The organism is Campylobacter pinnipediorum subsp. caledonicus (assembly GCF_002022005.1).
GTDB classification, from domain to species: domain Bacteria; phylum Campylobacterota; class Campylobacteria; order Campylobacterales; family Campylobacteraceae; genus Campylobacter_A; species Campylobacter_A caledonicus.
Genome location: NZ_CP017258.1, coordinates 848,389 through 860,904, shown reverse-complemented (window position 1 = coordinate 860,904; position 12,516 = coordinate 848,389). Strand labels below are relative to the sequence as shown.

The 12,516-nt window shown below is 28.1% G+C and carries 12 protein-coding genes; 4 read left to right on the top strand and 8 right to left on the bottom strand.

Annotated elements, in window-relative coordinates; genetic code table 11:
• The first annotated feature begins 33 nt into the window (after positions 1–33).
• From CPIN18021_RS04345 to CPIN18021_RS04330, 4 genes are read left to right on the top strand one after another with little or no spacing between them, the layout of a single operon-like run.
• On the top strand, positions 34–1,401 hold the full coding sequence (locus CPIN18021_RS04345) for a sodium-dependent transporter (RefSeq protein ID WP_078423310.1): 1,368 nt from the start codon (positions 34–36) through the stop codon (positions 1,399–1,401).
• Between the two features lie 15 nt (positions 1,402–1,416).
• On the top strand, positions 1,417–2,616 hold the full coding sequence (locus CPIN18021_RS04340) for a M48 family metallopeptidase (protein ID WP_078424501.1): 1,200 nt from the start codon (positions 1,417–1,419) through the stop codon (positions 2,614–2,616).
• Positions 2,606–3,418 carry a HemK/PrmC family methyltransferase gene (locus CPIN18021_RS04335; protein WP_078424500.1) on the top strand — a complete coding sequence of 271 codons (813 nt, stop codon included), beginning with the start codon at positions 2,606–2,608 and terminating at the stop codon, positions 3,416–3,418. The genes CPIN18021_RS04340 and CPIN18021_RS04335 overlap by 11 nt, the downstream gene beginning before the upstream one ends.
• A gap of 10 nt (positions 3,419–3,428) precedes the next feature.
• Positions 3,429–3,905, top strand: a complete 477-nt coding sequence (locus tag CPIN18021_RS04330; protein WP_078423307.1) for a DUF4149 domain-containing protein — start codon at positions 3,429–3,431, stop codon at positions 3,903–3,905.
• Positions 3,906–4,147: 242 nt separating this feature from the next.
• On the opposite strand, the gene pglD is transcribed toward CPIN18021_RS04330, so the two are convergent.
• From pglD to CPIN18021_RS04290, 8 genes are all read right to left on the bottom strand, one after another.
• Positions 4,148–4,708, bottom strand: coding sequence for a UDP-N-acetylbacillosamine N-acetyltransferase (gene pglD / locus CPIN18021_RS04325; protein WP_418225636.1), 561 nt, complete (start codon positions 4,706–4,708; stop codon positions 4,148–4,150).
• A gap of 1 nt (position 4,709) precedes the next feature.
• Positions 4,710–5,315 carry a sugar transferase gene (locus tag CPIN18021_RS04320; RefSeq protein WP_078423305.1) on the bottom strand — a complete coding sequence of 202 codons (606 nt, stop codon included), beginning with the start codon at positions 5,313–5,315 and terminating at the stop codon, positions 4,710–4,712.
• Positions 5,308–6,417, bottom strand: a complete 1,110-nt coding sequence (pglA, locus tag CPIN18021_RS04315; protein ID WP_078424499.1) for a N,N'-diacetylbacillosaminyl-diphospho-undecaprenol alpha-1,3-N-acetylgalactosaminyltransferase — start codon at positions 6,415–6,417, stop codon at positions 5,308–5,310. The genes CPIN18021_RS04320 and pglA overlap by 8 nt, the downstream gene beginning before the upstream one ends.
• Complete coding sequence (locus CPIN18021_RS04310; RefSeq protein WP_226995997.1) at positions 6,417–8,540, bottom strand: STT3 domain-containing protein; 2,124 nt, start codon at positions 8,538–8,540, stop codon at positions 6,417–6,419. The genes pglA and CPIN18021_RS04310 overlap by 1 nt, the downstream gene beginning before the upstream one ends.
• 78 nt (positions 8,541–8,618) lie before the next feature.
• Positions 8,619–9,734, bottom strand: a complete 1,116-nt coding sequence (gene pglJ / locus CPIN18021_RS04305) for an N-acetylgalactosamine-N,N'-diacetylbacillosaminyl-diphospho-undecaprenol 4-alpha-N-acetylgalactosaminyltransferase (RefSeq protein ID WP_078424498.1) — start codon at positions 9,732–9,734, stop codon at positions 8,619–8,621.
• Positions 9,731–10,675 carry a glycosyltransferase family 2 protein gene (locus CPIN18021_RS04300; RefSeq protein WP_078424497.1) on the bottom strand — a complete coding sequence of 315 codons (945 nt, stop codon included), beginning with the start codon at positions 10,673–10,675 and terminating at the stop codon, positions 9,731–9,733. Before CPIN18021_RS04300 ends, pglJ begins: the two co-directional genes overlap by 4 nt.
• On the bottom strand, positions 10,672–11,742 hold the full coding sequence (locus CPIN18021_RS04295) for a glycosyltransferase (RefSeq protein ID WP_078423301.1): 1,071 nt from the start codon (positions 11,740–11,742) through the stop codon (positions 10,672–10,674). Before CPIN18021_RS04295 ends, CPIN18021_RS04300 begins: the two co-directional genes overlap by 4 nt.
• Before the next feature lie 14 nt (positions 11,743–11,756).
• A complete protein-coding gene (locus CPIN18021_RS04290) occupies positions 11,757–12,515 on the bottom strand; it encodes a glycosyltransferase family 25 protein (RefSeq protein ID WP_078424496.1) in 759 nt (252 codons plus the stop codon).
• Between the last annotated feature and the right edge of the window lies 1 nt (position 12,516).

The following is a 12,516-nucleotide window of genomic DNA, read 5'->3' as shown; positions in this document are numbered from 1 at the left end:
AATAAATGCTTTAAATTTTTCTAAAGGTTTATTTTGAAAGAAAGAAAAAACTGGAGTTCACAACTTACATATATTTTAGCTGTTGCTGGAGCAACAGTTGGCTTTGGCGCTACTTGGCGTTTTCCATACCTTGTTGGTCAAAACGGTGGGGGAGCTTATGTCTTGATATTTTGTATTGCGATGATAGTTATAGGCATACCTATGATACTTGTTGAAAATGCCATAGGAAGAAGACTTAAGATAAATGCCATAGATGCCTTTGGGGGACATAAAAAAATCAATAAATTTTGGAAAACTATAGGATATATGGGTCTTATGGGAGCATTTGGAATAATGGCATATTATATGGTTATAGGCGGTTGGGTTTTAAACTATATAGCCAAAATAGCAACCGGAATTTTAGACCTATCATCAAATATAACACTTGAAGTAACAAGTAAATTTTATAATGAAAACATAAACTCATCTCCTTTGCATATAGCAATAGCAACTTTGATATTTGTTATTATAAACTATATAATCCTTATAAAAGGGGCTGTTGATGGCATAGAGCGTTCAGCAAAATACCTAATGCCAATACTTTTTTTACTTATGATAACTATGGTAATAAGAAATATAACACTAGATGGTGCATTAGAAGGAATTAAGTTTTATCTTACACCTGATTTTTCAAAGATAAATGCAAAGTTATTTGTTGATGTTTTAGGGCAAGTATTTTTTGCATTATCACTTGGATTTGGAGTGATGATAACACTATCAAGTTTTGTTAAAAAAGATGAAAATTTAGTAAAAATATCTGTCATAACTGGCTTTTTAAATACCGGCATAGCTATTTTGGCTGGATTTATGATTTTTCCATCTCTTTTTACATTTGGCATAGAGCCAAACAGTGGCCCTAGTCTAGTCTTTAAAAGTCTTCCAATAGTATTTTCTCATATGTGGGGTGGAGAGGTTTTTGCTGTTGGATTTTTCACACTACTAATGATAGCCGCACTAACAACATCTTTGCCAATATACGAGGTTATTATCACAACAGTTCAAGAAAAACTATCAATAAAAAGACAAAAAGCTATATTGATTGTTTTAAGCGTTATTTTTGTCTTAGGAAATATACCTAGTTTGCTAGCTACAAATATTTTAAGCGATATAACAATTTTTGGAAAAAATATCTTTGATGCTTATGATGCTATAAGTGCTACAATATTTTTTATACTAACCTCTCTTGGATGTGCTATATTTGTTGGTTGGGTTTTAAAAGATGAAGCAAAAAAAGAGATTTTAAAAGGAAGTGAAAAATACAAAAAAGTTATAGACTTTTGGTTTGTATATGTGAAATTTATAATTCCTATAATAATATTAGTAGTTTTCATTAGTAGTTTTTACGATAACTTTATAAAATAAAAAGGATTAAAAAATATGTTTAGCACATTAAGTATTATTTTAATAGCATATGTCTGTGCAAAAACTTATATATCACTACTTCAAATAAACTTCATAAAAAAACATTCAAAAGAAGAAGCAGTGGTATTAGAACAATCAGAATATGAAAATGCTGCAAAAATAGCCATTGAAAATCAGAAATTTGATATTTTTTCAAATATATTTAGTGTCACAATATCACTTTTATGGCTTGGTTTTGGGTTAAAAATATTATTTGCAAATACTGTTAAAACAGATTCAATACTTGAAAATGTTATCTTTGTTGTAAGTTTTTTGTTGATAAATACAATCATAGAACTTCCGCTATCTGTATATGAAAAATTTGTTAAAGATAAAAAACAAGGTTTTTCAAATGTAACACCAAAAATTTTTATAACAGACCTTATAAAATCAATGCTTTTAATGCTTGTATTTGGATCTGCATTTATATGGCTTATAATTATATGTATAGAAAATTTAGGCACACTTTGGTGGTTATGGGCATTTTTATTAAGCTTTGCTATCATACTAACTATAAATTTAATATATCCAACCATTATAGCTCCGATTTTTAATAAAGTAACACCGCTTGAAGATGGAGAATTAAAATCATCAATACAAGACCTACTTTTAAGCTTAGGCTTTAAAAGCAGTGGTGTTTTTACATTAGATGCTAGCAAAAGAGATAATAGGCTAAATGCATATTTTGGTGGTCTTGGCAAAACAAAAAGAGTGGTATTGTTTGACACCTTGATAAAAAAGCTAAATTTAGATGAGATAATAGCTGTATTAGGACATGAACTGGGGCATTTTAAACACAAAGACATTATAAAAATGATAGTTTTAAGCTCTATTATGATTTTTGCACTTTTTGCTATATTTGGAAATATATCAGATAGTATATATCAAGATATAGGTATGCCTAGTAGTGGTGGAGTTATTGTATTTTTAATGATTTTTTCGCCTATTTTTAATTTCTTTTTTAACCCAATCATGGCATTTATAAGCAGAAAAAATGAATTTAATGCAGACAAGTTTGGCTCTAAGATAAAAGATAAAGATAGCATGATTAGTGCATTAAAAAAACTTGGAAGTGAAAATAAAGCATTTCCAAAATCACATCAGCTATACTCAACACTTTATCATTCACACCCTAGCCTTTATGAACGAATAGAAAGACTAAAAAGTGAAAATTAAAAAAGCTATTGAGCTTGGTAAAAGTGAGCTTAGTGATTTTGAAAATAACTACAATATAGTTAAGACATTATTGCTAAACCACTTGGATATGTCCTTTGAAAAGCTATACATAAATTTAGACCAAGAATTGCCAGATGAAGAGATATTTTTTAAAAACATCAAAGATTTTAAAAACTCGAAACCATTAGAATACATAACAGGCAAAGCATCATTTTATTCGCTTGATTTTAAGGTATTCGAAGGTGTATTAATCCCTAGACCAGAAACTGAAATTTTGGTTCAAAAGGTTATAGATATAAGCAAGAGCCTGAACAAAGAGCTAAAAATATGTGAAATAGGGGTTGGAAGCGGAATCATAAGCACCGTTTTGGCATTAAATACAAATGCTAAAATAATATCAACAGATATAAATAAAATAGCTATAAAAAATGCAAAAGAAAATATACAAAATTTCAAAGTCCAAGATAGAGTAAAAGTAATACACACATCATATTTAGATGGCATAAATGAAGATTTTGATATCTTGGTCTCAAACCCTCCGTATATAGCAAATGATTACAAGCTTGATAATTGGGTTTTAAACGAACCAAAAAATGCTCTTTTTGGAGGAGAATATGGAGATGAAATTCTAAAAGAGATAATAAAACTAGCTGATTTAAAAAATATAAAAATAGTAGCTTGCGAAATGGGTTATGATCAAAAAAAATCAATGTCAGATGAATTAAAAAAACACAACTATAAGGCTGAATTTTATAAAGATTTAGCCGGATTTGATCGTGGATTTATAGCAATTAAAAATTAAAAGGAGAAAAATGAAAAGCATATATATGTTTTTATTGGCATTTATCATTGGCGTGGAGTTTGCACTCGGGGTGTTTGTAGCACCTGCTATATTTTTCCCAGAAAGATACGCAAGTGATATAACGCTAACACATTTTCAAAGTGGTTTAATAATGACACAAATTTTTATAAAGTATAACTATACATTGCTTTTTGTAAGTGGCTTTGCTGTTTTATTTGAACTAATAAGCATAAAATCAAAAGAGTGTATACATGTAAAAATTTCAACAATAACGCTTTCTATTATAAATCTAGCATTAGCTTTAACATTTGTGTTTTATTTTACTGATTTTATAGTTGAGGCTCAAAAACTAGGAGATATCGCAACACTAAACAATCCTGAGTTTGATAGTATTCATAAAGCTAGTGAATATGTCATGAAACTTATGATGATAGCTCAATTTTTATTATTTTTTATGAAAAATATAAAATCAAAAAATAAGAATTAACATAATATATAGAGGCATATAAAAAATTAATGTGCCTCTAAAATCATTCTTTTATAAATTCCACCGTTAAAACACTAAACCATATAATCTAAAAGAAAGTTTTAGCGATCACACCTAAGGACTTATCTACAAAAAACTTATTTGTTTAAAAATTACTTACAATACGCTATTAAAAAACTAAGTGTTTTGATATTGCTATATTAGTTAACTATTTTTGGTTAAATATCGATATAAATTTACAGTTATGCCTTAACAATACCATAAACCTTTGAGTTGTCATTGACATCTTTTAAAACAGTACTTCCAGCACCAATAATACAATTTTTCCCTATCTTTACACATTCTATAACACAAGTGCCTATACCAACATGGGTAAGCTCTCCAACCTTAACATTTCCAGCCAACGAGACATTTGGACTGATATGAGAATATCTACTTATAAAGCACTCATGTTCTACAACACAAGATGAGTTTAGTATAACTCCATCTTGTATAATAGAATTTGCATTTATAACGACATTTGGCATAATCACAACACCATTTCCTATCTTTACACTAGGGCTTATGATTGAACTTGGATGAATAAGACTTACAAGGTTAAAGCCTGCATTTTCAACCTTTTGTATAATCTCTTTTCTTACCTTATTATTTCCTATAGCAACTACAATATCTGCTTTTTTTAATGCTGGGTTAAATTTATTTTCTTTATTATCATCTAAAAATATTATCTCATCATAGCCAACAGACCTTGCGATATCAGCAACAACCAAACCATGACCACCTGCACCATAAATATAAATCATCTTAGTTGTTTCCATTAAATTTCTCCGTTGTGTCAAAACCTTGCTTATTTATATTTTGTCTTTTCAAAACAACTTTTATTGTATCTATAGCTATCTTTATATCTGTTTTAAAACTTAAGCTTTTTACATATTCTACATCATATTCGAACTTTTCTTTCCAACTTATAGCATTTCTACCATTAGTTTGAGCAAGACCTGTGATACCAGGTCTAACACAATGTCTTTGAAGCTGATGTGGTGTATAAATGTTAAGATATTCAACAAGCAAAGGTCTAGGTCCTATAAAACTCATATCTCCTTTTAAAACATTAAAAAGTTGTGGAAGCTCATCTAGGCTTAAAGAACGTATTTTTTTACCAAAGTTACCCAAACGCAACTCATCGGATAAAAAATTTCCATTTTTATCTCTTTTGTTACTCATAGTTCTAAACTTATATATTTTAAAAATTTTTGACTCTAGACCTGGTCTTTCTTGTGTAAAAATAATTGGTGAACCAAGTTTTATCCTGATCAAAACAGCAACTAAAATCATAATAGGAGAAGTTAAAATAATTAAAAAAATAGCACCAAATAAATCAAAAAATCTTTTAAAAAATTTTCTATACATCAATAAATTTCCTATAAAGTTCTATATATTTTTGAGCAATTATATTTTCATCAAATTCTTGCACAGCTAATTTTCTACCATTTTCTCCAAATTTCAAGGCTAATTTTTCATCATCAAGTAAAACTTCTATCTTTTTAGCTAAGTCTTTTGAGTCCTTTACCTTACACAAAAGCCCATTAAAACCATCAGTAACAGCCTCATTGCATCCATCAACATCACTTGCAACCACAGCCACACCACAAGACATAGCTTCTAAAATAGTTCTAGGAAAACCCTCTTTATAACTTGGTAAAACAAGCATATAAGCATCTTTTAAAATATCACAAACATCATTTCTAGCACCTAAATATTTGACATTTGAGCTCTTTAAAAACTCTATATCCAAACTACTTTTGTTGCCATCAAAATTATCTCCAATATAAACAAACTCGCAATCATTACGCAAACTTAGTATTTCACTTGCTTGATAATACTCACAAACACCTTTGTGTAATATAGCTCTTGCAACCATCAAAATTATCTTTTTTTGTTTAAAATCACGGCATGGTTTTGGATAAAATTTAGAAGTATCAACGCCGACACTTAATATACAAAAAACTTTATCTTTTTGTATAAGTCCTTGTTTTAAAAAATACCTCGGGTCACTTTTATTTACAAAAATACAACCATCGCTCAATTTTAACGATTTTTTGTATAAAATTTCTATCATAAATCTAATGATTTTTGTTTTTATGTCACTATCTATATAAAAACTTCCAAGACCTTCAACTAAGTTTAATATCTTTTTTACACCAGCTTTTTTTGCCGCAAAAGTTCCAAAAACATTTGATTTATGAGCCGAAGTTTGAATCAAATCAAGATTTAATTGTTTTATTATTTTTGCTAATTTATTAGCGTTTGATAAAACTACAAATGGGTTTAAACTAGCCTTATTAAGCTCATACAAAACAACATCAAATTCTTTTTTGAGTTCAACTACAAACTCTCCATTTGGACATATAGCATACACATCATGCCCCATCTTTTTTAAAGCACGCATTATAGGTGTTCTAAAATGATATATACTCATATCCGAGTGAGATAAAAAACCTATTCTTGCCATTATTTTTTTAATCTATAAATTTTTACATCATTATTTAGTATCACGGGCTCAAATATATCTTTATTGTAATTTTCAAGAACAAAAAGTTGAATAAATGTGCTTTCAAACATACTTCTGTCTAAAATCAAAAATCTTGCATAATCACGCATAAAAATAACATAAAGTTCTGAGTTTTTATCATTTTCAATAGCACTTACTACTAATTTATCATTTTCATCTTTTTTTGTCTCTATGAAAGTATTTATACCAAAAGTATTATCGCCGACAAAAAGATTATCAAAACCACTAGATATAACTATATTTGTTCCAGCAAGACCAATTCCCCTTGGGTCTTCATAAACCTTTTCGCTAATCTCATAAAGATTTGATGGAAATTCTTTTCCGGTCATCAAATCAAGTTTGCTAAAATGAAGCATTGTGGGGAAAATATACATCATTCTATCAGGCAAATAATAATAAATTTCACGGCTCTTTTTTGGTGGATTAAAATTATCATCTCCTATATCAAATAAAAATTTATTAGCATTTGTTGTATTATAATCTCTCATCATTTGAGCTAAATTTACACCAAAATGCTCTTTAAAATTTCTTTCAGTATATTCAACTTCAAGTCTAGCCATATTTGCAGAACTTATTTGATCTTGCGACAGAGCAAAACTTACTGCAAAATTATCTTTTCCAAGGTGTTTTCCGCCATCAATCAAAGTTTTAACATCACTATAATATCTTATAGGATAACCATAATCCCACCAAGCCAAAACATAATCATCTCTTGAAGCTATTTTTTTTAATTTATCCAATGTTTCAACTTCATTTTGGGTAAAAACAGGTGTCATCAAATACTCTTTTATATGATTTTGTATTGGAAAAACAGCAAAAAATAAAAATACAATATATAAAATATTGTATTGAATAATTGATTTTAGTTTTAAAACTTTAAGAAAATTAACAACAAAAAATCCAAGACCCAAAGCCATAATAGGAACAGCATATATAGTAAATCTAAGACCGCCTTTAAGAGCTAAAAAACCTAAAAATAACATAGCAATAGTTATACAAAAAGAACGATGTCTAAAACACATCCATACAAATCCTATAAGCGAAACAAAAAATGTAATTGTATGACCGCTTATTCTATTAAAAAATGTTGTAAAATCAACTATTCCTGATTCTTGAATTGTCTGATTTACATTAAAAAATTTAAAACTCAAATCTGAAATTTCACTAATATCTCTAAAAAAATAAAACTTAAACTGAAACCATATTGGATTTAAACCACCACAAGCTATAAAAATAACAATACAAACAATAAGAAATAAGTCCAATATTTTTATACTTATCCTGCTTTCATACTTCAAATAACAAATATATGCTAGCAATATAGCTATAAATTTGATATAAAAATTAAAATTTGAGATAGACAAAATAAGTAAACCAAATTGAAAATAAAAGAGTATATTTTTTCTATCAAATAAAATAACATAAAACAAAAAAAGACCAATGGTAGATATAAGCAAACTAAAACCACTTAGATACCACCAATTATATATCAAAATAAAAATAGGTGCTATTATGATATCTTTTTTATCTTTTTTTTCTAAAACACGCAAAAGCCCCCATATAACAAACACAGGCAAAACTATAGTAAGCATATCAGTATCATAATACCCAGCCATAGTTCTATTGTAATAGCTATCCGCAATACTCGCTATAATAGCCGCAAAAAATCCAAGCTTTAAATTCATATACTCTTTTGAAATAAGCAATATCGGTATAACTATAAGTGAACCAAAAAGCACACTCATATAAAGCATAGCAACTTCAAGTTTTATTCCGGTTATTTTTACAAAATAATATGTTAAAGTAGAAAGAGAGCTACCAAAATAGCTAAGGTCGTTTTCTTGATGAAAACCAGCAAGCATATCCCTAGCACCCTCGGCAAAAGCATATCCATCGTTTGTGCTTATCATCAAAGTATCGTTGTAAAAAAACATAGGATATCCACTAGCCCAAAAAACCCAATAAAGCCTAGCGCACACACTAAAAGTAAAGGCCATTAGCATAAAAATATAAAGTTGTTTAGAAGTGTTTAAGTTATTTAAAAAATTAATCTTTTTTTGCACAATATTCCTCACAAAATCACAAATTTAAATGGTAATTATATGGTATTTTTATTATAAAGTTAATAAAAACCAGCAAAACTACTGCTCTAAAAACTCAATTAGTTTTAAAGATATGATACTACTATCAAATTTCTTAACTCTTTTATAAGCCTTTAATTCATATTTATATCTAAGTTCTTCATTATCTAAAATATTTTGCATAGCTTCTTGCATTGCTTTTTCATCATCCACATCAACCAATAAACCATATTCATTATCCCCCAAAAGCTCTTTAGCGCCACTTTTGTGAGATGTAGAGATTATGGTTTTTTCGCAAGCTAGTGCTTCAAGTAAAACATTTGAAAAACCTTCAAATCTAGAAGCACAAACAAGACAAGATGAGTTTTTTATATACTTAAATGGATTCTTATTAACACCTAAAAGCTTAACTCTATCCTCAACCTTGTATTTTTTAATCAAAGATAAAAGCTCATCTTTCATGCATCCATCGCCTAAAATCCCAAGTGTTGCTCTTTTATCTTTTAAATTTGCAATGATTTTAATAAGCATTGATTGATTTTTACCGCTATCTAAACGACCTATATTTAAAAAAAATGGCTTAAAATCACTATCTAAAGGCTCATCTTTAAGTTTTTGTATACTTTTTAAATCAATAGCGTTATAAAAAACCTTTGTTTTGTCTTTATCACAACTAAAATTTTGTATCAAATCATCAGCATTTTCTTTTGCATTTGCAAGTATTAAATCAGCTTTGTTATAAAGCAATCTAATAAAAGCTCTATTAAAGAAGCCATTTATTCCATTTTTATATATCACACTAGGACAACTTCTTTCGCTAATTATAAGTCTACCTTTTAGACCAAAAATACGAGAAATCAAGGCTACATAACAAGGCCTATTCATAAGCACAAAATGGCTATTTATGCCCAAATTATTAGATATTTTTTTATATTTAAACGCCAACAAAGGCAAAGCAAAAATGAGTCTAAACATCTTTTTTATTTTATTTTCATTTGGGTTTGAACGCTCTAAAAAATGAAATTTAACTAAGTTTGAAACATTGTAAGATATTACATCGCTCATTAAAAAAAGATGAACTTCATATTTTTGAGTCAAAAAAGGTAATAAATTTGATACAACCCTTTCAGCTCCCCCTGCCCCCATAGAATACAAAAAAACGCTTAATTTTTTCATTTTTTATTTTTTTTATTATATATTTTTACACGAATTTTAGTAAGAAATAATATCAATTTCTTAGGAAAAGGTGTTAAGACAAGCATAATAAAAGCCTCTTTTGTAAATTTAAACCTTAAACTATAAAAAAGATACACATACATTTTTATATATTCGCCAGCAAATTTTGCATAATATCCAGCCATTTTATAAAGGATAGCTATATATCTTTTATCTATTTTAGTTGTTTTTTGCATAATAAGCTCGGCTGTCATCGCATAACCTTTCATTACGCAATGTGGTCTTTGATGGGAGTTTAAGGTTACACTATCTTGTCTGTGAAATCTATAAATTCTAACAGCCTCGTTTAAATAATAAGCCTTAAAATCAAACAAGTGTATCCATAATGTATTTTCTGAACCATAAAGACCTTTTTCAAATCTTCTATCGCCTATACAATAACGCATAAACATTATCAAAAACTCACCATTTATTTTACCATCATAATAATCTTGTGGATTTATTTCTTGGCTTTTATCAAGCCCAAATCCAGAAAAATCAGTGGTTTTCGTACCATTAATTTCAAAATAACAATTAGCCCACACACTATCATAACCCATTTTAAGAACACCAACCATTTTTGAAATTGCGCTGGGCAATAACAGATCATCATCATCTAAAATAACAAAAGCATCTCCATTTGCATTATCAAATCCATTATTTTTATTTCCGTTTGGCCCTTTTTCATATTTTTCATTTACGCAATATTTTATAAAGTCAAAATCATTGGCATATTTTAAAGCTAATTGTTTTGTTCCATCTGTTGAATTATCATCTGAGATGACAATTTGTTTATTGATATAATCTTGATTTATTGCTGATTTTAATGCTAATTCAAATAAATCTTTACGGTTAAAGGTTGGTATTATAATGCTAACTTTTATATCTTTACTATCATTCATTTATCTATCTTTTTTATATTTGAGTTTATAAATTTCATCCACTTTTGATATATGTTTTCTATCTTAAAATCATCAGCTCTTAAATGAGCATTTTTTATAAATTTATCCCTTAAAACATCATCATCTATAAGTTTTTCTATTTTCTCACTAAGTGCGCAAAAATCATTCACAGGAACTATAAATCCATCAAAATCATTCCTTATAAGCTCTTTTGCTCCACTAGTGGCGGTACCAATTCTAGCACAATCAAAAAAGATACTTTCCATAAGCACATTTGGAAGCCCTTCTGTTTGTGAGCTAGAAACTATAATTTTTGATTTTTCATATACCAAAGATATATCATTTGTATTGCCTAAAAACTCTATATCAGCATTGATATTTTTTGCCATTTTTTCAAGAACTTGTCTTTGATCCCCGTCACCAACTATCAAGATCTTATAGCCTTTAAGTTTTAGTGGATCTATAAGTCCAATAGCGTTCAAAAAAACATCACAAGCTTTTATCTTTACTAGTCTTCCAACAAAAAGTATTATGTTCTCTTTTGGTATATTATGTTTTTTTATATCAAAAACTGGATTATACATAATAATTTTATTTTTTACAAAATCATAATATTTAAAATCAGTGTTAGTTAATACACTAAGACCATTTGCATAAGGATATAAAATTCGTCTTAAAAATATCCAAATTTTTGATTTTAAAAACTCAGAACTTGAATGTTCACTTATAAAAAGCGGTCTATTTATAAATAAATTTGACAAAATAACATTTATGTTTGTGCTATCCATAAATGATATAACAACATCAAAATTTCCATTTTTAAGCACATCTCTTTGATAAAAAAATTTCTTTATTCTTCTTTTTAAATTTACAAAAAACCCTTGTTTTATCATGGGATAAGGCAAGTTTATAATATTTATTTTTTCATCTAGTTCATAAAATGAATCTTTTTGATCAAATTTAAGCAAAGTGACATCATGAAATTTAGCAAAATAACTAGCTAAAATACTCATAACCCTTTCAGCTCCACCGGCTTGCATTGTTGATATAATAAATAAAACTCTCAATTAAATTCCTATAATTATCTTTTAAATATCCTCTCAAAACCTTTAAATAAAACATCCATTCTGGTTAAAAAGATATATCTTAAAGATTTGAGATATGATAATATATTTTTTTTATCGTAGCCCCTACTGGCTCTTGATGATTGTATCTTTGAATCACTAAGATCAAGAGGATGTGCAAAAATATCCGAAAAATACATATTTAAATCAGCTTTTTTAAGCAAACAACTCCAAAAATCAGCAGGATACAAGGCATCTTGATGAACCTTTAATATTTGTTTTGCACTATTTTTACTTAAAATATAAGCAGTAGCCCTATAAATACTAGAATGTGAGTGCTTTGATACTAGATAAAAATTATCTTGTATTTTTTTACCAAAAGCACTAAAACGACCTTCAAGTCCATCTTGACAACCACAAATAAAAACCGATTTATTATCAATATACTTTACATGTTCAAAAGCCAACTTGATACTATCATCATCTCCTATAACATCATCTTCTAATATCAAAGCATAGTCTAAATCGCTATTTATAAACTCATCATAAGCTTTCATATGAGATAAGCAACATCCGATTTCGGCTGGAGATAAAAATAAATTATTTAATTTAAAAGATTTTAAAGCATATAAAAAATATTGATTTGTTTGAAGCTTGCTACCATCAATCGCATCTATAAATTTGAAATTTTTATAGCTATTTTTAAACCTAAATTTTAGCTTATCTCTTCTTGCGTTATCCTCTTTTAAAGATATCAAAAAAATTCCAAATCTCATA

Excerpts from the sequence above, each read along its gene's own strand:
- CPIN18021_RS04340 (WP_078424501.1), top strand. The coding sequence starts at position 1,417 with ATGTTTAGCACATTAAGTATTATTTTAATAGCATATGTCTGTGCAAAA.
- CPIN18021_RS04330 (WP_078423307.1), top strand. The coding sequence starts at position 3,429 with ATGAAAAGCATATATATGTTTTTATTGGCATTTATCATTGGCGTGGAG.
- pglD (WP_418225636.1), bottom strand. The coding sequence starts at position 4,708 with ATGATTTATATTTATGGTGCAGGTGGTCATGGTTTGGTTGTTGCTGAT.
- CPIN18021_RS04320 (WP_078423305.1), bottom strand. The coding sequence starts at position 5,315 with ATGTATAGAAAATTTTTTAAAAGATTTTTTGATTTATTTGGTGCTATT.
- pglA (WP_078424499.1), bottom strand. The coding sequence starts at position 6,417 with ATGGCAAGAATAGGTTTTTTATCTCACTCGGATATGAGTATATATCAT.
- pglJ (WP_078424498.1), bottom strand. The coding sequence starts at position 9,734 with ATGAAAAAATTAAGCGTTTTTTTGTATTCTATGGGGGCAGGGGGAGCT.
- CPIN18021_RS04300 (WP_078424497.1), bottom strand. The coding sequence starts at position 10,675 with ATGAATGATAGTAAAGATATAAAAGTTAGCATTATAATACCAACCTTT.
- CPIN18021_RS04290 (WP_078424496.1), bottom strand. The coding sequence starts at position 12,515 with ATGAGATTTGGAATTTTTTTGATATCTTTAAAAGAGGATAACGCAAGA.